18 protein-coding genes are annotated in these 22,720 nt (G+C 74.1%); 12 read left to right on the forward strand and 6 right to left on the reverse strand.

What is annotated here, in order from left to right; genetic code table 11:
• Positions 1 to 24: 24 nt before the first annotated feature.
• Genes ASF78_RS15245 through ASF78_RS15260 form a run of 4 tightly spaced genes read left to right on the forward strand, consistent with a single transcriptional unit; the run spans position 25 to position 5,829 of the window.
• Positions 25 to 1,329 (forward strand): aspartate aminotransferase family protein, encoded by a 1,305-nt coding sequence (locus ASF78_RS15245; protein WP_056591205.1) that lies wholly within the window; start codon positions 25 to 27, stop codon positions 1,327 to 1,329.
• Between the two features lie 42 nt (positions 1,330 to 1,371).
• Positions 1,372 to 2,124 carry an SDR family oxidoreductase gene (locus ASF78_RS15250; RefSeq protein WP_056591208.1) on the forward strand — a complete coding sequence of 251 codons (753 nt, stop codon included), beginning with the start codon at positions 1,372 to 1,374 and terminating at the stop codon, positions 2,122 to 2,124.
• A gap of 43 nt (positions 2,125 to 2,167) precedes the next feature.
• On the forward strand, positions 2,168 to 4,009 hold the full coding sequence (locus tag ASF78_RS15255) for an ABC transporter ATP-binding protein (protein ID WP_056591211.1): 1,842 nt from the start codon (positions 2,168 to 2,170) through the stop codon (positions 4,007 to 4,009).
• On the forward strand, positions 4,006 to 5,829 hold the full coding sequence (locus tag ASF78_RS15260; RefSeq protein ID WP_056591214.1) for an ABC transporter ATP-binding protein: 1,824 nt from the start codon (positions 4,006 to 4,008) through the stop codon (positions 5,827 to 5,829). Before ASF78_RS15255 ends, ASF78_RS15260 begins: the two co-directional genes overlap by 4 nt.
• 5 nt (positions 5,830 to 5,834) lie before the next feature.
• Here the strand turns inward: ASF78_RS15260 and ASF78_RS15265 are convergent, their stop codons facing one another.
• The 6 genes from ASF78_RS15265 to ASF78_RS15290 form a co-directional block, all read right to left on the reverse strand.
• Positions 5,835 to 6,485: a response regulator transcription factor gene (locus tag ASF78_RS15265; protein WP_056591217.1), complete on the reverse strand. Its 651-nt coding sequence runs from the start codon at positions 6,483 to 6,485 to the stop codon at positions 5,835 to 5,837.
• Positions 6,482 to 8,440, reverse strand: a complete 1,959-nt coding sequence (locus ASF78_RS15270; RefSeq protein WP_056591748.1) for a sensor histidine kinase — start codon at positions 8,438 to 8,440, stop codon at positions 6,482 to 6,484. The genes ASF78_RS15265 and ASF78_RS15270 overlap by 4 nt, the downstream gene beginning before the upstream one ends.
• An 82-nt stretch (positions 8,441 to 8,522) precedes the next feature.
• Positions 8,523 to 9,206: a hypothetical protein gene (locus tag ASF78_RS15275; RefSeq protein ID WP_056591224.1), complete on the reverse strand. Its 684-nt coding sequence runs from the start codon at positions 9,204 to 9,206 to the stop codon at positions 8,523 to 8,525.
• A 113-nt stretch (positions 9,207 to 9,319) separates the two neighbouring features.
• Positions 9,320 to 11,383: a PQQ-dependent sugar dehydrogenase gene (locus ASF78_RS15280; protein WP_056591225.1), complete on the reverse strand. Its 2,064-nt coding sequence runs from the start codon at positions 11,381 to 11,383 to the stop codon at positions 9,320 to 9,322.
• 129 nt (positions 11,384 to 11,512) lie between these two features.
• The gene (locus ASF78_RS15285; RefSeq protein ID WP_056591228.1) at positions 11,513 to 12,256 is read right to left on the reverse strand and encodes a MerR family transcriptional regulator; all 744 of its coding nucleotides are present in this window, start codon (positions 12,254 to 12,256) and stop codon (positions 11,513 to 11,515) included.
• A gap of 54 nt (positions 12,257 to 12,310) precedes the next feature.
• Positions 12,311 to 12,982 carry an HAD hydrolase-like protein gene (locus tag ASF78_RS15290; protein ID WP_056591231.1) on the reverse strand — a complete coding sequence of 224 codons (672 nt, stop codon included), beginning with the start codon at positions 12,980 to 12,982 and terminating at the stop codon, positions 12,311 to 12,313.
• A gap of 38 nt (positions 12,983 to 13,020) precedes the next feature.
• Between ASF78_RS15290 and pnuC the strand changes: the two genes are divergently transcribed.
• Genes pnuC through ASF78_RS15330 form a run of 8 tightly spaced genes read left to right on the forward strand, consistent with a single transcriptional unit; the run spans position 13,021 to position 22,701 of the window.
• Positions 13,021 to 13,605, forward strand: a complete 585-nt coding sequence (gene pnuC, locus ASF78_RS15295) for a nicotinamide riboside transporter PnuC (RefSeq protein WP_056591234.1) — start codon at positions 13,021 to 13,023, stop codon at positions 13,603 to 13,605.
• Complete coding sequence (locus tag ASF78_RS15300) at positions 13,602 to 14,669, forward strand: AAA family ATPase (RefSeq protein ID WP_056591237.1); 1,068 nt, start codon at positions 13,602 to 13,604, stop codon at positions 14,667 to 14,669. Before pnuC ends, ASF78_RS15300 begins: the two co-directional genes overlap by 4 nt.
• The gene (locus ASF78_RS15305) at positions 14,666 to 16,261 is read left to right on the forward strand and encodes an AAA family ATPase (protein WP_056591240.1); all 1,596 of its coding nucleotides are present in this window, start codon (positions 14,666 to 14,668) and stop codon (positions 16,259 to 16,261) included. The genes ASF78_RS15300 and ASF78_RS15305 overlap by 4 nt, the downstream gene beginning before the upstream one ends.
• Positions 16,258 to 17,202: a hypothetical protein gene (locus tag ASF78_RS15310; protein WP_056591243.1), complete on the forward strand. Its 945-nt coding sequence runs from the start codon at positions 16,258 to 16,260 to the stop codon at positions 17,200 to 17,202. The genes ASF78_RS15305 and ASF78_RS15310 overlap by 4 nt, the downstream gene beginning before the upstream one ends.
• Positions 17,199 to 18,917, forward strand: coding sequence for a hypothetical protein (locus tag ASF78_RS15315; protein WP_056591246.1), 1,719 nt, complete (start codon positions 17,199 to 17,201; stop codon positions 18,915 to 18,917). The genes ASF78_RS15310 and ASF78_RS15315 overlap by 4 nt, the downstream gene beginning before the upstream one ends.
• Complete coding sequence (locus ASF78_RS15320) at positions 18,898 to 19,527, forward strand: hypothetical protein (RefSeq protein WP_156374189.1); 630 nt, start codon at positions 18,898 to 18,900, stop codon at positions 19,525 to 19,527. The genes ASF78_RS15315 and ASF78_RS15320 overlap by 20 nt, the downstream gene beginning before the upstream one ends.
• Positions 19,514 to 20,968 carry an AMP-binding protein gene (locus ASF78_RS15325; protein ID WP_056591252.1) on the forward strand — a complete coding sequence of 485 codons (1,455 nt, stop codon included), beginning with the start codon at positions 19,514 to 19,516 and terminating at the stop codon, positions 20,966 to 20,968. The genes ASF78_RS15320 and ASF78_RS15325 overlap by 14 nt, the downstream gene beginning before the upstream one ends.
• Positions 20,965 to 22,701, forward strand: a complete 1,737-nt coding sequence (locus ASF78_RS15330) for a glycoside hydrolase family 9 protein (protein ID WP_235518616.1) — start codon at positions 20,965 to 20,967, stop codon at positions 22,699 to 22,701. Before ASF78_RS15325 ends, ASF78_RS15330 begins: the two co-directional genes overlap by 4 nt.
• Positions 22,702 to 22,720 lie beyond the last annotated feature (19 nt).

The raw sequence follows: 22,720 nt of genomic DNA on the forward strand, positions 1-22,720 counted from the left end.
GTTCGCACCAGAAGGAGAGACACCATGACCACCGACGACGACGCCACCGCGCTGCGTCTCGACCGCGACCACGTCTTCCACTCGTGGTCGGCGCAGGCGCACCTGAGCCCGCTGGTCATCGCCGGTGGGCTGGGCTCGACGGTGTGGGACCACGCGGGTCGCCGGTACCTGGACTTCTCCAGCCAGCTGGTGAACACCAACATCGGCCACCAGCACCCTCGCGTGGTGGCGGCGATCCAGGAGCAGGCGGCGACGCTGACCACCGTCGCGCCGGCGACGGCGAACCTCACGCGCGGCCGCGCTGCGGAGCGGGTGCTCAGCCATGCGCCGGACGGCTTCACCAGCGTCTTCTTCACCAACGGCGGGGCCGACGCCAACGAGAACGCGATCCGGTTGGCCCGCCTGCACACCGGCCGCGACAAGGTGGTGTCCGCTTACCGCTCGTACCACGGCAACACCGGTGCGGCCGTGGTCGCGACGGGGGACTGGCGGCGCGTGCCCAACGAGTACGCCCGCGCGCACGTGCACCACTTCGGCCCGTACCTGTACCGGTCGGAGTTCTGGGCGACCACGCCCGAGCAGGAGTCCGAGCGCGCGCTGCACCACCTGGAGCGCGTGATCCAGGCGGAGGGTCCGACGTCGGTCGCGGCGATCCTGCTCGAGACCATCCCCGGCACCGCGGGCGTGCTCGTCCCGCCGCCCGGCTACCTGGCCGGCGTCCGGGCCATCGCCGACCGGTACGGGATCCTGCTCATCCTCGACGAGGTCATGGCCGGGTTCGGACGGACCGGCCAGTGGTTCGCGTTCGACTCGTTCGACGTCGTGCCCGACCTCATCACCTTCGCCAAGGGCGTCAACTCCGGCTACGTCCCCGCGGGTGGCGTGATCCTCAGCGAGCCCATCGCGAAGACGTTCGACGACCGGGTGTTCCCCGGCGGGCTCACCTACTCCGGCCACCCGCTGGCGATGGGGTCGATCGTCGCCGCGCTCGACGCCATGGCCGACGAGGGCATCGTCGACAACGCCGCCGCGATCGGCCGCGACGTCCTCGGCCCCGGGCTCGCGGAGCTGGCTGCGACGAACCCGCTGGTCGGTGAGGTGCGCGGGCTCGGCGTGTTCTGGGCCGTGGAGCTGGTCCAGGACCAGGAGACCCGCGAACCCGTCGACGCCGCGACCATGGGCCGGATCAAGGCGGGCGCGCTGGCCCGCGGGCTGCTCCCGTTCCTCGCCGACAACCGGGTGCACGTCGTACCGCCCTGCGTCGTCACGCCCGACGAGGCCGCGACCGGTCTCGGACTGCTGACCGAGGTCCTCGCCGAGGTCGCCTAGCCTGCTGCCCAGCCCCACCACCACACACTCCTGGAGTTCCGCATGAGCACGAGCACGCCCCGACGCGCCCTGGTGACGGGCGCGTCCTCCGGGATCGGTGCCGCGACGGTCCGCCGCCTGCGCGCCGACGGCTGGGACGTCGTCGCGACAGCCCGCCGCGCGGACCGGTTGGCCGCACTGGCCGACGAGACCGGCGCGACCACGATCGTCGCCGACGTCACCGACGACGCCGACGTCGCGCGGCTGGCCGCCGAGGTGGCCGAGGGTGGCCCGCTCGACGCGCTGGTCAACAACGCGGGCGGCGCCTTCGGGCTGGACCCGGTCGAGTCCTCCCAGCTCGACCACTGGCGCCAGATGTACGAGCTCAACGTGCTCGGCACCCTGCGGGTCACCCAGGCGCTGCTCCCGCACCTGCGCGACGGCGACGGCGGCGACATCGTCGTCGTGACCTCGACGGCGGCGCACGGGACCTACGAGGGCGGTGCCGGGTACGTCGGCGCGAAGCACGCCGAGCGGATGCTCGCGACGACGCTGCGCTGGGAGATCCTCGGCGAGCCGATCCGGGTCATCGAGATCGCGCCGGGCGCCGTGGCCACCGAGGAGTTCTCGATGGTGCGGTTCGACGGGGACAGCGAGCGGGCCGCGGCCGTGTACGCCGGGTACGAGCCGCTGGTCGCGGACGACATCGCCGACGCGATCGCGTGGTCGCTCGGCCGGCCGGCGCACGTCAACATCGACCTCCTGGTGGTCCGCCCGCGCGCGCAGGCGAGCAACAACCGGATCGTGCGGACCTGAGATCGACCGGGCAACTGTCGGAGGTCCTCCGTAGGGTGGAGGCGTGCCCTCTGCTCCACCCGCACGACCTCCCGAGTCCACCACCAAGGTGCTCCTGCGCCTGCGTCGCTGGGCGCGACCTGCGCTCCCGCGGATCGCGCTCGGCGGACTGACGGCCCTCGGCGCCTCCCTGCTTGCGCTCGCGGTCCCGCAGGTCCTGCGCGTGATCGTCAACGGCCCGCTGCTGACGGAGGGGTCGCAGCGCGGGGTGATCCTGGGTGCGCTCGTCATCCTGGGGCTCGGCGTGCTCGAGGCGTTCCTCGTCTGGTGCCGCCGCGCGCTGATCCTGACGCCGGGTACGACGGTCGAGCGGGACATGCGCACCGACCTGTTCCAGCACCTGCTCGACCTGCCGGTGGAGTTCCACGACCGCTGGTCGGGAGGGCAGCTGCTGTCGCGGATCATGTCGGACCTGGGCACCATCCGGCGGTGGACGGTGTTCGGGCTGGTCATGCTGGCGGTCAGCGCGACGACCGTCCTCGTCGGCGTCGCCCTGATGCTCGCGACCAGCTGGGTGCTCGGCCTCGTGTACCTGGCGGGCGCGGTCCCCATGATCTGGCTCGGCTTCCGGTTCCGGGAGGACTACAAGGTGGTCGCCCGGCAGGCCCGTGACCAGGCGGGCGACCTGGCGACGACCGTCGAGGAGTCGGTCCACGGCATCCGCGTCCTGAAGGCCTTCGGCCGCGGCCAGCACGCGCTGGACGACTTCGTGCGGCAGGCCGACGCGCTGCGCTCGGTCGAGGTGCACAAGGCGAGGACGCAGTCCCGGGTGTCGTTCGCCCTGAGCGCCATCCCGGAGACGATCCTGGCGCTGTCGCTCGGGATCGGGGTCGTCCTGGTGTCCCGCGGCCAGCTGAGCGTCGGCGCCCTGGTCGCGTTCTTCGCCACCGCGGCCGTCGTGAACAGCCCGGTGGAACGCCTCGGCATGCTGCTGGCGATGACGCTCGACGCGAAGGCCGCGACCGACCGGTACCTGCAGGTCATGGACACGGGCTCGGCCGTGCGCGATCCCGCGGACCCCGTCGCGCTGCCTGGCGCGGACCCCGCGGGCTCTCGCGTGGAGCTGTCCGGGGTCCACTTCGCGCACTCACGCACCGCCTCGTCGGACATCCTCGCGGGGATCGACCTCGTGCTGGAGCCGGGGGAGACCATGGCGCTCGTCGGGCTCACCGGCAGCGGCAAGACGACACTGCTCCAGCTGGTCCCGCGGCTCTACGACGTCACCGCGGGCAGCGTCCGGATCGACGGGGTGGACGTGCGCGACGTGAGTCGCGCGGACCTGCGCGCGGCCGTGTCGATCGCGTTCGAGGACCCCATCCTGTTCTCGGCGTCGGTCCGCGAGAACGTGCTGCTCGGCACGGACCTGACCGGGCAGGCCGCCGACGACCTCGTCGCCGAAGCCCTCGACGTCGCCCGTGCGGGGTTCGCTCACCGGCTGCCCGACGGGCTCGACACGATCATCGGCGAGGAAGGGCTCAGCCTCTCCGGCGGGCAGCGGCAGCGGATCGCCCTGGCCCGCGCGATCGCCGTCCGTCCGCGCGTCCTGCTGCTCGACGACCCGCTCTCGGCGCTCGACGTCACGACGGAGGCCGCGGTGACCGCGCGGCTGCGCGCGATGCTCACCGGGACCACCACCCTCGTCGTCGCGCACCGGCCCTCGACCGTCGCGCTGGCCGACCGGGTCGCGGTGCTCGAGGACGGCCGGATCACCGGCGTCGGCCGGCACGCCGACCTGCTGTCCACGCACCCGCACTACCGGTACGTGCTCACCGCGCTGTCGGCGCTGGACGATGCGGACGGCACCGACGACGCGGAGTCCGACGAGCTCGCGGAGGTGCGACCGTGAGCGCGCCTGTCACGTCGGCCACCTCCGAGAACTTCGAGGAGCAGAGCACCTCCGTCGAGTCCCGACGCATCCGCCGCCGGTCGCTCGGCCTGCTCCGGTCGCTGCTGCGTCCGGTCGCCGGCGCCGCGTGGGGGACCGCCGCCCTGGTCGTCGGGGCGCAGCTCGCGGCCGTCGCCGGGCCCGCGCTCGTGGCCTACGGCATCGACCAGGCGCTCCCGGCGCTCACGGGCGGCGACGCCCGACCGATCACGCTCGCGACCGCCGCCTACCTCGCGGCTGCGCTCCTGGGCGGGCTGCTGACCGCCGCGACCGTCCGCGCGTCCGCCCGCGTGAGCCAGACGATGCTGCTCGACCTGCGCCGCCGGGTGTTCCGGCACACGCAGCGCCTCAGCCTGGAGTTCCACGAGAAGTACACGTCGGGCCGGATCATCTCGCGGCAGACCTCGGACGTGGACGCGCTGCGCGAGCTCCTCGACGGGGGCGTGACGACGCTCGCGTCGGGCGTCCTGGCGATGGTGTTCACCGCGGTGTCGCTGGTGCTCCTCGACTGGCGCAGTGGGCTCGTGCTCCTCATCGCGGTCGTGCCCGGCGTCCTCCTCACGCGCTGGTTCCAGGTGCGCTCCCAGGTGCAGTACCGCAAGCAGCGGACGGCGGCAGCACGGCTCATCGTGCGGTTCGTCGAGACCATGACCGGCATCCGCGCGGTGCAGGCGTTCCGTCGGGAGCCCCAGGCGCGCGGGGTGTACGGCGAGCTGGCGGAGGACTACCGGAACACGAACGCCACGTCGATCCGGCTCAACGGCGTCTTCGACACCGGGCTCACGCTGATCGGCAACGTGACGGTCGCCGCGGTGCTGCTCGTCGGTGGCCTGCGTGCGCTCGACGGCGGGATCGAGGTCGGGGTGCTCGTCGCGGCCGTGCTGTACGCACGCCGGTTCTTCAACCCCCTGCAGCAGATCGGCATGTTCTACAACTCGTTCCAGTCGGCGACCGCTGCTCTCGAGAAGCTGGCTGCGCTGCTGGCCGAGGAGCCGACCGTCCCGGAGCCGGTGCACCCGCGGCGGCTGGCCCAGGCGCGCGGCGACGTCCGGTTCGACGACGTCGAGTTCGGGTACGGCACGGGGCCGACGGTCCTGCCGCACGTCGACCTGCACATCCCGGCCGGCCAGTCGATCGCGCTCGTCGGCGAGACGGGTGCGGGCAAGTCGACCATCGCGAAGCTGCTCGCCCGGTTCTACGACGTCCGCGAGGGGGCCGTGCGTCTCGACGGGCTCGACCTGCGCGAGATCGAGCCGGGCGACCTGCGGCGGGCCGTGGTGATGGTGACCCAGGAGGCGTACCTGTTCTCGGGCTCGATCGGCGCGAACATCGCGCTCGGTAAGCCCGAGCCCACCGCGGAGGAGATCGAGGCGGCCGCTCGGGCGGTCGGCGTGCACGACCTCATCGCGGCGATGCCGGACGGGTACGACACCGAGGCGGACAAGCGCGGGGTGCGGCTCTCGGCCGGGCAGCGCCAGCTCGTGTCGTTCGCGCGCGCGTTCCTGGCGGACCCGGCGCTCCTCATCCTCGACGAGGCGACCAGCTCCCTGGACGTCCCGGGGGAGGCGCTCGTGCAGGTCGGGCTGCAGACGCTGCTCGCCGACCGCACGTCCGTCGTCATCGCGCACCGGCTGTCGACGGTCATGGGGTCGGACCGGGTGCTGGTCATCGAGGACGGGCGCATCGTCGAGGACGGCTCGCCCGTCGCCCTGGTGGCCTCCGGCGGCAGGTTCGCGGACCTGCACGCCGACTGGCAGCGCTCACTGCGCCGGACGACGTAGCGGACTCAGCCGCTCGTGCCCAGCCCTTCCTCGCGAGCCCGCACGATCGCGGCCGACCGGTCGGGCAGCCCCAACCGGGCCAGCACGTTCGCGAGGTGGTTGCGCACCGTCTTCGGACTGAGCCCGAGGCGCCGGGCGATCGTCTCGTTGTCGAGCCCGGCAGCGACCAGGTCGAGGACCTCGCGCTCCCGGTCGGTCAGCTGCGGGAACGGCAGGCGCGTGGCTGTCCGGCCGCCGAGCACGTAGGCCATCGCCCGCTGCGCCACGGCGGGCGACAGGATCATCTCGCCCGCCGCCACGGCTCGGACCGCGCGTTCGACGGCGTCGGGCGGCGCGGACTTCACCAGGTACCCGCGTGCCCCGGCGCGGACGGCCGCCACGACGGCGTCGTCGTCCTCGTGCATGGTGACGACGAGCACGCGCAGGTCCGGGCGGTCGCGCAGGAGCTCACGGGTGAGGTCGATGCCGGACCCGTCGCCGAGGTCGAGGTCCATGAGCACGACGTCGGCCGCGATCCCGGAGGCGAGCAGGGGTCCGGCCTCCCCGGCGCCGGCGGCCTGCCCGGTCACGCGGATGCCGGCCAGCGAGTCGAGCAGCGCGGCCATCCCGATCCGGAACACGGGGTGGTCGTCGACGACCACGACACTGATGGTCACGGGCGGCTCCGGACGAGGGCGGGGTCGAGGGGCAGGACGGCGTGCACGCGGGTGCCGCCGGGCGCGTGGGCCTCGACCGTGACGACGCCACCGAGCTCGTCGGCACGCTCCCGCATCGACCGCATGCCCACCCCGGACGGCGACCCGACGGCGATGCCGCTGCCGAGGTCGACCACGGTGACGACGAGTGCGCCGTCCTGGACGGTCACGCCGACCGTGCAGCCGTCGGCGCCGCTGTACCGGGACGCGTTGACGACCGACTCGCTGACGATCGCGTAGGCGGCGGCGCGGACCCGCGGGTCGAGGTCCGCGGTGCCGTCGGACAGGTCGAGCCGCACGTCGAAACCACCCTCGGTGCTGCGTCGGGCGAGCTCGCGCAGGGCCGGGCCGAGCCCTTCCTCGTCGAGCAGCGGCGGCAGGAGGCTCCGCGAGAGCAGCCGGACGTCCTGCACGCGCTGCTCGACCTCGGCCTGGAGGGCGTCCAGGATCGTGTCGGCCGCCGCCGGGTCCCGGGTCAGGGTGTTCCGGGCGCCCTGGAGCCCGAGCCGCAGCCCCGACAGCCACGGACCGATCCCGTCGTGCAGCTCCCGGCGGATGAGCCGGCGCTCGGCCAGCCGCGCACGCGTCGCGGCGTCGCGCGCACGCTCGAGGTCCGCAGCGCCCTGCACCAGGGCGAGCCCGGCGGCGACGACGGGCAGCAGGTGGTCGAGTGACTCGCCGGTCCGGGTGTCGAGGCGCTCCCCGGGACGCACCGTGACGGCGAGCGACCCGATCGGGCGGCCCGCGTGCTCGAGCATGCGGTGCACGGGGGTCGATGTCGGTGTGCCCCACTGGGCGGTGTGCTCGTCGCCGGCCACCGTCACCGACTCGAGCCGCAGCGACTCGGCCACCGCGGCCGTCAGCCCGCCGAGGAGCTCCTCGGTGCCGGTGCCGACGGCGAGCTGGCGGCCGACCCGGAGCGCGGCGCGGCTGCTCGACTCGCCGTAGACGAGCGCGCGGACGCGGCGACCGAGCCAGGAGTGCACGGGCTGCACCGCCACCGCGACGCCGACGGTCGCGATCACCTGGGCGACCGCCCCGCCGCCCACCACGACCGTCGCGGCCAGGACGACCAGGGTGTACACGAGCGCGAGGCCGAGCGTGAGCAGACCGGCGACGGCTGCCCGGCTGACCGCCAGGTCGATGCCCCAGAGCCGGTTCCGCAGCACGGTGACCAGCAGCGCGACCGGGAACAGCGCCTGGCACGCAAGGTGCGTCAGGGGCACGGCGAAGATCATCTCGGGCGGGGAGTCGACGAGCAGGAGGGGCACGAACGACAGCGCCATGAGCGCGGTGCCGACCGTGAGCAGCCCCAGCCCGGGCCGCTCGCGCACGGGTCCGCGCCGGTACCGCCAGCCGGTCGCCGCCGCGGTGACCAGGCCGAGGGCGACGACCCCCGCCAGGAGCGTGGTGTTGTCGGCCATGGGCAGCAGCAGGCGCTGGGCCGTCAGGGCGAGGGTCAGCAGGGCACCCGCGGCCATCCCGGTCCAGGCGCCACGGGACAACGGGGAGTCCCGGACCAGCCACGGCACGACGAGGAAGAGCGCGAGCGTGCCGGGCACCCACGCCCAGCTGACGGTCGCGGTCAGGACCGGCAGCTCGGGGAGGGTCGGGTGGCCGGACTGGTACGTCGCCCAGGCGCTGCCCAGCGCGGCGAGAGCGCCACCCGCCCCGGCGAGGGCGACGAGCCAGCCGACGGGGTGCGACCGGCGGGCCAGGATGACGGCACCCACCGTCCCGTAGACCACGCCGACCATCGCGTCGACGACGAAGAACAGCAGGTCGGGGTCCATCGGCACGCGGGCCGCGACGCGCAGCACGACGGCGGCGAGGGTGACCACCCAGGTCACGGCGGCGACGACCACGGCGAGCCGAGGGTGCCCGGTGCGTCGGGCGTCGTCGGCGGCCACCGTCATGGCGCCACCGTAGGGGGTGCGTCCGTCGGCGCGGTACGCCCCCGCGAGGGTGAACCTCGCGGGGGCGTGGAGCGCTGGCACGTCAGCGTCGGTCGCCGAGGGCGAACCCGAGCGCGACGACCAGCAGCCAGACGGGCCCGGTGAACCCGGCCATGTACTGCAGGGGCGACAGGCCGGCGATCAGGGTGAGCCCGCCGAGGACGACGCTCACGGCGCCGATCCAGCGGGGCGCGGCCGAGTGCCGGAAGGCGGCGACGGCCACGGCGATGCCGGAGAGCCCCGCGCCGAGCCAGAGCCACGAGATGGTCGCCACCCAGTCGGTGTAGAACGCGGCGGACTCGGGCACGAGCACGTCCGGGTCGGACAGGGCCAGCGAGAACTGCGTGTCGAGGCCGCTGCCGAGCAGGAGTGCGACCGAGACGAGGACGAGCCCCCAGGCCGCCACGGTCCCGTGCAGGGAGGCGTCCGGGGTGCGCTGGTCGATCCGGCGCTTGAGGCCGGCCGCGAAGACGGGGATCACCACGGCGCACGCGGCGGCGAGCACGTGGAACACGAGGAACGAGGACTGCTTGCCGGCGGCGTCGGCAAGCATCGCGGCGGCGTCGCCCTGGGTCTTCTCCCAGTCGACGGACGCCGCGAGCGACGCCTGGATGGTCGCCAGGCCGAGGGCCCCCGCGGCGACCCCGGTCCAGGCCCACGCGCGGCTCGTGCCGGGGACGGATCGACGGGTCTGGCCGGCGGACGGCTCGACGGTGGTGCTGGACATCGGTGCTCCTTCGGGTCGGCGCCGGTGGACTCACCGGCGATCTCCCGACGAGCGTCGGCGGGCGCGCGTCCCGGGCACCAGGGCGCGACGCCCGCCGAGCCGGGCAGGTGCCGCTACCCGCCGAGCGTGACCCGGAAGATCCGCTCGTTGCTGTTGTTCGGCACGCTGTCCTTGTCCCCGGTCGTCGTCGTGGTCAGCCACAGCCCGCCGCCCGGCGCCGGCTCGACCGTCCGCAGCCGACCGTACGTCCCGCTGAAGAAGGTCTGCACGTTCGTCAGGGAGGACCCGCTGATGACCGCGCGGTACATCCGGGCGCCACGGGCGCAGGCGACGTAGAGCGCGTCGCGCACGATCGCGATCCCGGAGCACGACCCCTCCGACGTGGGGTACGTCCGCTTGGGGGCGATGAACCCCGCGGTCCCGCAGGTTCCGACGGTCCCCTCGCAGGCGGGCCAGCCGTAGTTGCCGCCCTTGACGATGAGGTTGGTCTCGTCCATCACGGAGTTGCCGAACTCCTGCTCCCACAGCCGGCCCTGGGAGTCGAACGCGATCCCCTGCGGGTTGCGGTGGCCGTAGCTCCACACGTAGTTGCCGAACGGGTTGTCGGAGGGGACCGTCCCGTCGGGGTTGAGGCGCAGGATCTTCCCGGCGAGGTTCGAGGTGTTCTGCGCGTAGTCGCCGTTCTGCGCGTCGCCGGTCGCGGCGTACAGCTTCCCGTCCGGGCCGAAGCGCAGGCGTCCGCCGTCGTGGTACTTGTTGCGCGGGATCCCGCTGAGCAGCACCTGCTCGGTACTGGTGACCAGCGCGTTGCTCACCAGCTTGATCCGCACGATCCGGTTGTCGGTGGGGGAGGTGTGCATCAGGTACACCCACTGGTCCGTGGCGAACGTGGGGGACAGGGCGAGGCCGAGCAGGCCGCCCTCGCCGTCGGTGCTCTGCACGTTCGGCACGGTGCCGACGTTCGTCTTCGCGCCGGTGGCCGGGTCGAGCCGGATCACGTCGTGCGCGTCGCGCCGGGCGTACAGGACCGTGCCGTCCGGGAGCGTGTCGAGGCCCCACGGGATGTCGGTCTCGGTCCCCACCTGCTGCACGCCGCACACCGCCGACGCGCACGCCGAGCCGGTGGTCACGGTCCTCGACGCGCTCGCCGCGGACGTGTTGCCCTGCGCGTCCTTCGCGACGATCGCGTAGGAGTAGGCGGTGTTCGCCGCCAGGCCGCTGTCGATGAACGACGTGACCGGCGGGTTTCCGGCGACGGTGCCCACGACGGTCCCGCCGCGGCGGACCTCGTAGGTCCGCACCCCCACGTTGTCGGTCGCCACCGCCCAGCTGAGCGTCACGGTCGTGCCCGACACGGTGGCGGTCGGCTGCCCGGGGGCGCTGGGTGCCTGCGTGTCGGCCTGGCACTGCGGGACCGTGATCGTCACCGTGGTGCTGGCCTGCGACACGTTGCCCGCCGCGTCGCGAGCGTTCACGTACAGACCCCACACCGCACCGGCGACGACGGGGAGGCTGGTCGACAGCGTGCTCCCGCTGACCGACGTCATGAGCTGGCCGTCGTGGTAGATGTCGTAGAACGCGACGCCCACGGCGTCGGTGGAGGCATTCCACGCGAACGTCACGGAGCTGCAGGTCAGGTTGCTGACCCGGGGACTGCCGGGGACCGTCGGTGCGGTCGTGTCGGCGGTGCGCAGCGTCGTGGTCCAGCTCTGGTTCGTCTGCCCGTTGCAGGTCCACATCCCGACCGCGGTGCCGTTGGCGGTGCCGCGGCCGGTGACGTCGAGGCAGAGCCCGGACTGCACGCCGACGATCGTGCCGTTGGTCTGGAGGCGCCACTTCTGGTTGGCGCCGCCGTTGCACGGGTAGATCTGCACGACCGCGGGTGCGGTGGTGTCCTGACCGGCGACGTCGAGGCAGGTAGCGGTGTCGTAGACCTGCAGCTCGCCGTTCGTGGTGAGCGTCCAGGCCTGGTTGGCGGCACCGGTGCAGTCGCGGATCGCGACGCCGGTCCTCGCGGCCGTCGCCCCGCCGTTGACGTCCAGGCACCGGCCCGAGCCGACACCCGTGATCGTGGCCGGACCGGCGACGACCGCGGCCGGAGCAGGCCCGGCGAGCGTGACGACGAGCACGAGCGCGGCGACGACCGCCGCGGGGATCCGGAGGGGGTTCCGTCGCATGGGTCTGCTCCTGCCACACCGTCGGGGAGGTTCCTGGGCGACGGTCCAGTCATCGCCGGGTGTCACTCTGTCGCACCCGACGACAACCCGCACGCGGGGAGGCCCGACCGGCCTCCCCGCGTGCGCTACCTAAAGGTTCCGCGCCGCGTACTCGTGCAGCGCGTCGCGCACGAACGTCGCGCCGGCGACGCCGCCGTAGTTCGCCGCGAACCGCTCGTCCGCGACGTACAGGTCGGCGAGCCCGAGCACGTACTCCTTCACCGGCCCGGGCGTGCCCGGGACGCCGCCGAGCCACGCGACGTGGCGCCGCGCCAGCTCCTGCGCCTCGTCGGAGACGGGGTCGGTACCGGCCTCGGCCGCCTCGCCCCAGGCGGTGGCGAGCCGCGCCGTGTCCGCCTTCCACACCGCGCGCTCGTCGTCGCTCATGCCGCGCCACCAGGCGTCGGACGACGCATACGCGTCCGTGCCCCAGCGCTGCTCGACCTCGTCCTTGTACTGCGTGTGGTCAAAACCGTCGAACATGTCCTCGGCCACGAGTGGCCCTCCGTTCTCCCGTGCGGTGATCGTTCTCTCGACCGACGCGGCCTGCCGCTCCAGTCGTCGCTGCTCGCTGCGCAGCCAGTCGAGGTGGTGGCGCAGGGCGGCGGTCTCGTCCTGCTCGCGCTCCAGCACGCGCCGGATGTCCGGCAGCCCGAGCCCGAGCCCGCGCAGCAGCAGGATCCGCTGCAACCGCACCAGCGCGCGGTCGTCGTACCAGCGGTAGCCGTTGTCGCCGACGCGGCTGGGCTCGAGCAGCCCGATGGCGTCGTAGTGCCGCAACGTGCGGCTGGTGGTGCCCGTCAGCCGGGCCGCCTCCTGGATCGAGGCCTCCATGTGCCCCTCCTCTCGTGTTCCTGATCCACGGTAGGAGTTGACGCAGCGTCAAGGTCAAGCCCTGGGCGAGGTTCCCTCGTCGAGTCGCGCGAGGACCGTGCGGCGCAGCTCGTCCGCGGTGTCCACGACCGCCACCGCACCGGCGGTCGCGAGCTCGCCCGGCGCCGCGTACCCCCAGGTCACCCCGACGCAGTCGATGCCGTTCTCGCGTGCGCCGTGCACGTCGTGCTCCCGGTCCCCGACCATCAGCGCGGCCTCGGGCGGCACCGGCTCGGCCGCCACCGCCCGGGCGATGACGTCCGCCTTCGTGCCGGACTCGTCGAGCGGTGCGCCGAAGATCCCGTCGAGGAGCGGGGTGAGGCCGAGCTCCCCGCAGATCGGCACGGCGAACACCTCGGGCTTGGACGTCGCGACGACCAGCCGGCACCCCGCCGCGCGCAGGTCGGCCAGCAGCGCCGGGATGCCGTCGAAGACCGTCGCGTCGTGCATGCCCGTCGCCCCGAAGTCCTCGCGGTACGCCGCCACGACCTCCTCGATGCGGTCGGTCGGGACGCCGTGCGCCCGCATGCTGTCGCCGATCGGCGGCCCGACGAAGCCGCGGAGCTCCGCGGCTGTCGGGACCGGCAGGCCGCACCGGCGGAACGCGACGCCCAGGGACGCGGTGATGCCGGGGATGGAGTCGATGAGGGTGCCGTCGAGGTCGACCAGGACGAGGGGTGAGGTCACACCCTCGATCCTCTCCCACGCCCGTAGGGTGTGCGGTCGTGAGCTGGGTCGAGGTCCTCGGGTTCGTCAGCGGCGCCGTGTGCGTCTGGCTGGCCACCCGGCAGAACGTCTGGAACTTCCCCGTCGGCATCGCGAACAACCTGCTGTTCCTCTGGTTGTTCACGGACGCCGGCCTCTACGCCAACGCGGGGCTCCAGGTGGTCTTCGCCGGGCTCGCCGTGCTCGGGTGGGTCTGGTGGGTGCGGGGCGGGCCGGATCGTCGCGCGCTCGCCGTCACCCGGACCCCGTGGTGGGTGTGGCCGGCGGGCGCGGCGGTGGTCGCCGCGTGCACGGTGGGTCTGACTCTCCTGCTGTCCTCCACCGAGAGCTCCGCGGCGCCGTTCTGGGACGCGCTGACGACGTCGTCCAGCCTGGTCGCGCAGGTCATGCTGGGCCGCAAGTGGCTGGGCAGCTGGGCCGTGTGGATCGGGACCGACGTCGTCCTCGTCGGCCTCTACGCCAGCCAGGGTCTCGTCCTGACCGCCGTCCTGTACGCCGGGTTCATCGGGCTGTGCGTGCTCGGGTGGCGCGACTGGCGGCGGGCCCTCGTGCCCGAGCCCTCGCCCGTGGCGGTCCCGGTATGAGTCACGGCCTCGTGATCGGCAAGTTCTACCCGCCGCACGCGGGCCACCTCGCGCTAGTCCGGGCGGCGCTCGCCCGCTGCGACCGCGTCACGGTCCTGGTCCTCGGGTCCTCGCAGGAGAGCCTTCCGGCCGAGCTCCGGGCACGGTGGCTGCTCGACGAGCTTCCCGGTGCGCACGTCGTCGCGGGCCTCGACGACGAGCCCGTCGACTACGCCAGCGAGACCGCCTGGCGGGCGCACACCGCGATCATCGAGGACCTCCTGGACGCCCCCGTCGACACCTTGTTCAGCTCCGACGACTACGGCGAGGAGCTCGCCCGCCGCCTCGGTGCGCGCTGGGTGCAGGTCGACCCCGCCCGGGTGGGGACACCGGTCAGCGCGCGAGCCGTCCGTGCGGACCCGGCCGGGTACTGGTGGGCGCTGCCCGCTGCGGTACGCGCGTGGTTCGTGCGACGCGTCGTGGTCATCGGTGCCGAGTCGACCGGCACGACGACGCTCGCCGAGGCCCTGACCGCGCACCTCGGGCTGCCGACGGTCGCGGAGTTCGGGCGCGAGTGGTCCCAGGTCCGACCCGGCGGCTTCGAGGCGCCGTGGCACCCCGCGGAGTTCGACCTCATCGCCCGCGAGCAGGCGCGCCTCGAGGACGACGCCGCCGCCCGCACGCCCGTCCCGCTGCTCGTGTGCGACACCGACGTGCTCGCGACCGCGGTCTGGCACGAGCGCTACGTCGGCGGACCGTCGCCGTCGGTCGAGGCCCTCGCCGCGGCCCGCGTCCCCGACCTCTACCTCCTGACCGGCGACGAGATCCCGTTCGTCCAGGACGGCCTGCGCGACGGCGAGCACCTCCGGCACGCGATGCAGGACCGCTTCCGGGAGGTCCTCGCGGCGCAGGGCGCCCCGTGGGCGGAGGTGCGGGGGACCCCCGACGAGAGGCTCGCGCAGGCGCTGGCCCTGGTCGAGCCGCTGCGGGACCGGCCACGGTGGGTCGCCGAGCCGATGGAGCAGCGCCACGAGGTGGTCCCCGACCTGGTCGCGGCCCTGGCTCTGCCAGACTCGGGCGCGTGACGACGCACCCCGCCGAGACGTTCGCGCAGGTCTCCGCCGCCCCGACGCGGGCAGGCACGGGAGCGCCGCGCGCCCGCCTGGAGCTCGACGTCGACCAGCTCTTCTCCGGCGCCGACGCGCAGACCGGGAACGTCGGACCCGCGCTCGACGAGAAGCTGCGCCAGGCGTACTTCTGGATGGTCAATCACGGCATCATCAGCCCGCACTACGACGTCGAGTTCCACGACCCGGACCGTCCGCGCACGCGCTTCCGGCTCGGCGACTCCAAGGCCGAGGTGGACCTGCCCACCGACCAGTCGTACTCGTCGTTCGTCCTGCTCCCGCTGCTGACGTTCGCCGTGCGCGGTCGCTGCCTGCTCGTCGGCGGTCCCGGGCGCGGCAAGACGGCGAGCGCCGTGCTCATGGGCGTCCTCGCGGGCTACCCGGTGCGCGAGGTGCGGCGGGCGATGCAGCACGGCCACCCGCAGCTCACGGTCCAGGACATGTTCGGCACACCGCTGCCGAGCGACCTCGTCGCGGCGAAGAGCCTCGCGGAGATCGACGTCGCCTGGCGGTCGTGGCTGGGGCGCCGCGTGAAGATCGTCGACGAGTACAACCGCATCCCGACGCGCACCCAGTCGGCGCTGCTGACGGTGCTCGCGGACGGGTACGTCGAGGTCTTCGACCAGGTCTACGAGACGGGCGCCGCGGCCTGGTACCTCACCGCGAACGACGACGCCGGCGGCGGGACGTTCCAGGTCGTCGACGCGCTGCGCGACCGCATCGACGTCGTCGTGAAGGCCCTGTCGTTCAACTCCCGGTTCGTCGGCGAGCTCGTCGACCGGGCGGAGCGCCGGCTGCGGCCCGAGGAGCACGTCCCGCCGGCGGTCGTGTTCGACGCCGACGAGCACGACCGGATGCACCGCGAGGTCGTCGCCGTGCCCGTGCCGCAGCACGTGCGACGCCGGTTGGAGTACTTCGCGTCGCAGCTCGAGCTCGCGGAGCGCGGCGCAGTGCAGCTGGAGTACCGCACCAAGGACACGGTCCGGCTCGCCGGGGAGGACCCGCACCGGATCCTCGCCCAGGACACCGGCCGTGACCTGCGGGCGGACATCGGTGCGCAGACGCTCAACGGGCTGTCCGTGCGGGCCCTGCAGTCCCTCGTGCTCTACGCCAAGGCGATGGCGTACTTCCGCGGGCAGCCCGAGGTCGGGCTCGACGACCTGCGCGCGGTCCTGCCGTTCGTCCTGCACGACAAGCTGCAGCCCGACCTGGCGTCGCCGTCGTTCGAGGACCCGGCCCGCGAGGCGATGCGGATCGACCGCGTCTCGTGGCTGCGGGACCTGTTCGACAGCGCGTGCGTGCTCTACGACGCGGAGGGGCTGGACACGGACGACCCCGTCGGGGCGGTCCTCACCGAGCTCCACGCCGGGCTCGACGGGCTGCCGGAGGCGGAGGTGCGTCGCCGCCTCGCCCACATCGAGGGGATCCTCGCAGGCTGGCAGGACACCACCAAGCTGCACGGCAGCCTCTATGAGGACGCCCTCGCCCTGAAGTACGCCCACCAGCGGTACTCCGGCTACCTCGCGTGGCTGCGCTGGAGCGGCGCGTGACAGCGGTGCTCGACCGGGCGACCGCGTTCGGCCGCTTCGTGGCGCTGGACCGCGCGTTCGTCGACGACGCGCTCGGCGCAGCCGTCGCACGCTGCGGCGACCCGGAGGTCGTGCGCGCCTCCGTCGTGGACGTGGCGACCGTCGTCGACGGGCTGGCCGACGACGGCGACCTCGACCCGCAGGTCGGACGCGCACTGCTGACGGCAACGACCGACCTCGCCGCGCGCGGCCGGTGGCGCGCCGGCACCGCGGAGCGTGCAGCCGTCCTGGAGGTCGTGCCCCGCGCGGCCGCGCTCGTCCGCGCGAGACCCGACGTGGTCGTGCCGCTCCTCGTCGCGTCCGCCCGCACCGTCGAGCGCAGCGCCGACCGCACCCTCCTCGCGGGTCTGCTCGCCGCCGCACCGCCCACCGACGACGTCGACGAGCTGCGGACGACCGTCCTCGTCGCGACCTGGCGTGCCGGGGCCGTCCGCTTCCGCTCCGCCGCGCTCGCGGCCGCTGCCCGGCTCCCCGCACCGCTCGCCGTCGCCGCCCTCGGGCTGCCGCCGGGCACCTCGCCCGACGCCGCGGTCGCCGCGCACACCGCGGACCCGTGGTGGTGGCCGGGACGCGAGCAGACCGCGGGGGTGCTGCGGCGCGTCGGCGGCTTCCGCGGGTTCGGCGGTCCCTGGCTCGCCGTGCCGCGCGTCTCGTCCGGTGCCCCCTGGGGCTGTCACGTGCGGGCCGACGACGAGTGCTGGGCGGTGCTGGCCGACCTGCACGGCAGCGCCGTCGTGCGGCTCGACTCGACCGACGTGCCCGAGCGCGCTGCGGCACGGAGGCTTCCCGTCCCGTGGGACGACGAGGTCACGGGGTGGTCCGCGGCCGGAGGTGATCCGCGGGTCGTGGTCGTCAGCCGTCGGCACTCGTACTGGGTCGACGTGGTGCGGGTCGCGTCGTGACGCCCCTCGCGGACCTCGAGCGGCGCTGGCGCGAGACCTGGCCCGCCGCGCTCGCCACCTGGGGCCGCACCTCGCGCCTGCACGCCCCGGTGCTGCACACCGAACCCTGCGGCATGCCGTCGTGGGCGTGGTACTCGCTCGACGACGTCGAGGTGCACGTCGACCTGACGGTGGTGCGGGAGCGGCACGTCGAGGAGCACGCGCTCGCGGTCCTCGCCCACGAGATCGGCCACCACCTGCTGGCGCCGGTGGACCTGGCGACGCACGTGCGCATCGCCGCGCGCATCCAGATCGGTCTCGTCGACCTCGACCACCTGGTCGGCCTCGTCTCCAACCTCTGGTGCGACCTGCTGATCAACGACCGGCTGCAGCGCCAGCTCGGGGTGGACCGTGCGGCGCTGTCCGCGGCGGTCGGGCCGCCCGACCCGGACGACACCCTCATGCTCCTGGTCCTGCGCACGAACGAGATCCTCTGGGGGCTGCCGCGCGGCACCCTCGTCGGCGACAACGCCACGCTCGACGACCAGGCGATGCTCTGCTCCCGGCTCGTGCGGGCCTACACCCGCGACCCGGTCGGCGGTGCCGCGGGGTTCGCGCTGCTCGTGCGGTCCACGATCCCCGTCGAGAAGCTGCGGGCGGAGCGGCCGCGGCCGGTCGTCGCGTGCGGTGGCCCCGCGGGCGGCGACGGGTCGGTGCCGTTCGGCGTCGCCACGGACCCGACCCTGGGTGCACCCGCGATCCATCCGTCCCGGGACCCGCGGGTCGTCGGTGCCGCGCTCGTCGAGGAGACCACCCCGGACCCGGCCCCCGGGGTGGCCACGGGGAACGCCCTGATGCCGGGGGCGCTGCACTCTGTGCTCCAGTCGCTCGGCTTCGCGACCACCGCGGAGCAGGTCGCCGTCAGCTGGTACCGGGAGCACGCGGCCCGCCACCTGGTGCCGTTCCCGAGCCGGCCACGGCCGAGGCGGTCCGACGAGCTGCTCGCCGGGCTCGAGCCGTGGGAGGTCGGAGACGACCTGTCCACCGTCGACTGGACCGGCACGATGGCGGCGTCGCCGGTCGTGGTGCCCGGGATGACGACCGTGCGTCGTGCGTACCTGGACGACCCGGAGGAGTCCGTCGAGGTCCGCCCGGTCGACCTCGACCTGTACCTGGACTCGTCGGGCTCGATGCCCGACCCGCGCCGGACGCGCGCGCCCATCGCGCTGGCGGGCGCGATCCTCGCCCTCTCGGCGTTGCGCGCCGGTGCACGGGTGCAGGCCACCACGTGGAGCGGCCCCGGCCAGGTGGCGGGGACGGACGGCTTCACGCGCGACGCGGACGCGGTGCTGCGGGCCGTCGTCGCGTACTTCGGCGGGTCCACGGCCTTCCCGCTCGACCTGCTGCGCCGGACCCACCTCGGCGACCCCGCCACGGGCGACGCACCCACGCGGCGCGGCCCGACCCACATCGCCGTCATCTCGGACGACGGCATCTCGACGATGTTCCAGCAGTACGGGCAGCCCGCCGACCCGACGGCCGGGGACGCCCTGCGCGCGGCGGACGGCGGCGGCACGCTGGCGCTCCAGGTCAGCCCCGAGTGGGCGGCAGGATTCGAGGACCTGGCCGACGGCTACGCCGTGCACAGCGTGGTCACCGAGGAGGACCTGATGACGTTCGTGCGCCGGATGGCCGCGAGCACCTGGGGTGGTGACCGTGGATCGTCGACCCGATGACCTGGAGCGGGTGCGCGGCGGTGAGCCCGACGGGCCGGCGCTGGCCACCCTCGTGCACCGCCTGGCGCTCGCGCCGCCCGACCTCGTCGAGCCGACCGTGAGCGCGTCCGCGCTGGTCGCGGACGTCGCCGTGTCCCTCGACGGCACCGTCCTCGACCGGCGGGTGCTGCGTGCGCTCGACACGGACCTGAAGACTGCCCACCGGGCGCCGCTGGTGGGACTGGTCTGCTGGCTGGTGCTCGACCCGGCGGTGCACGAGGCGCCCGGGGTCCGAGCGGCGGCAGCGGGTGCCGGCGGGCGAACGGGCTGGTTCCTGCGCGTCGTCGAGGGTGTGCAGCGCGTCCTGGCCGGGCAGCGTCCCGACCGCGAGTGGGTGCAGGACGACGTCGCGCGCGAGGAGCTGGCCCGAGCGTTCTGCCGCCTCGGTGGGGTGCTGCCCGCGGGTGAGCGCGCCGAGACGGCCGACGACCGCTGGCTCGCGGTCAGCTCGGCCTACCAGCGCAAGGTCGCGCAGTCGATGGCCGTCGAGGTCGCACGCGCCGAGGAGCTCGCTCGGGCGCTCGCGGAGCAGCGGGCGAAGGAGGCGGCGGCGCAGTATGCGAACTACTGACGGGACGGCGCCGGTCCCGGACCCGGCGCTCGGCGAGTACGCGGCGATGGGTTCGGTGGCGCTGACGGACGCGGAACGCTGGCCGACGCTCGACCGCGACGGTCTGGCCCGCGTCGACGCCTGGCGAGGACGCCCCGATGCCCCCGCCTGGGTGCACGCGACGGGAGATCGTCTCGACGCCGCCGACCTGGCGGTGCTCGAGCGGACGCGCGCCAGGCTCGCCCAGCAGGCCACGCCGACCGTCGAGCCGGCCTGGGTCGCCGAGCTGGTCGCCCGCGTCCACGCCGACGTCCCGCGTTGGAGACGCGCCGCGCGCGAGGGGCGCAGCGGCCCCACGACGCCGCTGCAGGACCTGCCGACGACGACCCGCGCCGACCTCACGGACGCTGCGGCACACGTGCCGCTCGACGTGCCCCTGGACCGCGTCCTGGAGGGCAGCAGCTCGGGCCACACCGGCGCCGCGCTGAACGTGCCGCTGCACCCGGTGTCGGTGGCCGCGGACCTGGTCCTGCTCCAGCACCTGGTGGCCTCGACGGGTGCCGACTGGCCGCCGGACCCGGACCGTCTCGGCCTGGTGAACCTGGTCGACCAGCGGGCGTCGTTCACGTACGTGTCGGCGATGACCGCGTTCGGTGGGCCGTCCGACGCACCCGTCCCGGTGATGGCCCGGGTCAACCTGGACCCGTCGGTGTGGCGGTCGGCCGGTGACCGCGAGCGGTTCCTGGCGGCGGCCGACCCGCAGGTGATCAGCACGTCGACGCTCCCGCTGCTGCAGCTGCTCGACCTGGCGCGCGACGGGCTGGACCTGCACCCGGTGGCGGTCGTGAACGGGGCGACGGACCTGCCGCCGGCCGTGCGCGACGCCGTGGCGGCCAGGTGGGGCTGCCCGGTGGTCGACCTGTACGGGCTGCGCGAGACGGGACCGATCGCGGCGTCGACCGATGGGCACGGGCACGTCGTCGTGCCGCGCCGGGTGTGGGTCGAGATCCTCGACGACCAGGGCCGGTCCGTGCCGGACGGCGAGCGCGGCGAGGTCGTCGTGACCGTCGACGAGAACCCCTACCTGCCGCTCCTGCGCTACCGCACCGGTGACACGGCTGCGCTGGTCCGGGACCACCGCGGCACGGTGCTCGTCGGGCTGCAGGGCCGGGCGCCCGTGCGCTTCCTCGCGGCCGACGGGTCGTGGCACTCGTCGATCGACGCGACCCAGCTGCTCCAGGCGTACGGCCTGGCCGGGTGGGAGCTGGTCCAGGCGGCCGACGGAGTTGTCCGGCTGACCGCGCTGCCTCTGGTGGGCGTGACCGTCGACCCGGCGGCTGCAGGTGACGCGATCGCTCGCTGGCTCGACCGTCCGGTCCGGGTCGAGGTCGTCACCGACCCGTCGACGCTCGGCCCGGGCAAGCCACGCCGCTTCCGTTCGGATGCTCAGGAGGACTCGTGACAGACGTGCCGCGGATGCGGGTCAACCAGGTCGGCTACCTGCCCGACGGCCCCAAGGCCGCCACGCTGGTGACCGACGCGACCGACCCGGTGCCGTGGCGGCTCCGGCGCGACGGCGTCGTCGTGGCGGAGGGCGAGTCGCAGCCACGCGGCCACGACCCGTCGGCCGGGCTGGACGTGCACGTGGTCAGGTTCGACGCGGTGCGGGAGGCCGGCTGCTTCGTCCTGGAGGCCGACGGCGCGACGTCCGACCCGTTCGCCATCGACGAGGGCCTCTACGACGACCTGCGCGGGGACTCCCTCGTCGTGTTCTACGGCCAGCGCAGCGGCATCGCGATCGACGAGGCACTCCTCGGCCCCGGCTACGGGCGGGCCGCGGGTCACGTCGACGTCGCTCCCAACCGTGGCGACGGCGCGGTCCCGTGCCTGCCGGCGGGTCACGCGACGACCGCGGACGGCGTCGACCTGTACGACGGCTGGACCGGCGGGTACGCCCTCGACGTGACGGGTGGCTGGTACGACGCGGGCGACCAGGGCAAGTACGTCGTCAACGGCGGCATCGCCGTCGCGCAGCTCCTCGGCCTGTACGAGCGCGCGCTGCGGGCGGGGACCGCGGACGCGCTGGGCGACGGCTCCCTGCGCGTGCCCGAACGCGGGAACGGCGTGCCCGACGTGCTCGACGAGGCGCGCTGGGAGCTGGACTGGATGCTCCGGATGCGCGTCCCGGCGGGGGAGCGGTACGCGGGCCTGGTGCACCACAAGGTGTCCGACGAGCGCTGGGTCGGGCTTCCGATGCTGCCCGCCGACGACCCGCAGCCGCGGTACCTGCACCGGCCGTCGACGGCGGCGACGCTCAACCTCGCGGCCGTCGCCGCGCAGGGCGCCCGGGTGCTCGCACCGCACGACGAGGCGTTCGCGACGCTCCTGCGCACCGCGGCCCGGGACGCGTACGACGCTGCCCAGGAGCACCCCGTGCTGCTCGCGCCCGACACGAACGTCCTCGCGAACGCCGGGTCTGGCCCCTACGACGACGCCGACCTCGACGACGACTTCCTGTGGGCGGCCACGGAGCTCTACCTGACGACGGGCGACGAGCGGTACGCCGCCGACCTGCGGGCGAACCCCTACGCCCCCGTGTTCCGGCCCGAAGGCTTCGACTGGAACCACGTCGCGGCCTGGTCGCGCCTCCAGCTGGCCACGGTCGCGAGCCCGCTGCCGGAGCGTGACGCCGTCCGGGCGTCGGTCGTGCAGGCTGCCGACGCGCTCGTCGACCAGCAGGCCACGCAGCCCTTCGGCCACCCGTACGTGCCGACGACCGGCCGCTACGACTGGGGCTCCAACGGCCTGCTCCTCAACAACCTCGCGGTGCTCGCGGCGGCGCACGAGATCACGGGCGACCCGACCTACCGGGACGCCGTCCTCGAGGGCGTCGACTACCTGTTCGGCCGCAACGCCCTCGGCGTCTCCTACGTCACCGGGTACGGCACGCGCGACGTCCGCAACCAGCACAGCCGCTGGTACTCCCACCAGCTCGACCCGGCCCTCCCGCACCCGCCGCGCGGCACGGTCTCGGGCGGCCCGAACTCGGACTGCCCGGACCCCGTCTCGGCGGCGCTCGCAGGCAGTCCGGCGCAGCGCTGCTTCGTCGACGACATCGGCGCGTACGGCGTGAACGAGATGACGATCAACTGGAACTCCGCCCTCGCGTGGGTCGCGTCGTACCTCGGCGGGTAAATCGTCTGGACGTCCGGGT

It is taken from the genome of Cellulomonas sp. Leaf334 (assembly GCF_001424195.1).
GTDB lineage: Bacteria > Actinomycetota > Actinomycetes > Actinomycetales > Cellulomonadaceae > Cellulomonas.

Bases quoted from the DNA above. Each gene is read 5' to 3' on its own strand.
- ASF78_RS15245 (WP_056591205.1), top strand. From the start codon at position 25: ATGACCACCGACGACGACGCCACCGCGCTGCGTCTCGACCGCGACCAC.
- ASF78_RS15250 (WP_056591208.1), top strand. From the start codon at position 1,372: ATGAGCACGAGCACGCCCCGACGCGCCCTGGTGACGGGCGCGTCCTCC.
- ASF78_RS15270 (WP_056591748.1), bottom strand. From the start codon at position 8,440: ATGACGGTGGCCGCCGACGACGCCCGACGCACCGGGCACCCTCGGCTC.
- ASF78_RS15275 (WP_056591224.1), bottom strand. From the start codon at position 9,206: ATGTCCAGCACCACCGTCGAGCCGTCCGCCGGCCAGACCCGTCGATCC.
- ASF78_RS15280 (WP_056591225.1), bottom strand. From the start codon at position 11,383: ATGCGACGGAACCCCCTCCGGATCCCCGCGGCGGTCGTCGCCGCGCTC.
- ASF78_RS15285 (WP_056591228.1), bottom strand. From the start codon at position 12,256: ATGGAGGCCTCGATCCAGGAGGCGGCCCGGCTGACGGGCACCACCAGC.
- ASF78_RS15300 (WP_056591237.1), top strand. From the start codon at position 13,602: ATGAGTCACGGCCTCGTGATCGGCAAGTTCTACCCGCCGCACGCGGGC.
- ASF78_RS15325 (WP_056591252.1), top strand. From the start codon at position 19,514: ATGCGAACTACTGACGGGACGGCGCCGGTCCCGGACCCGGCGCTCGGC.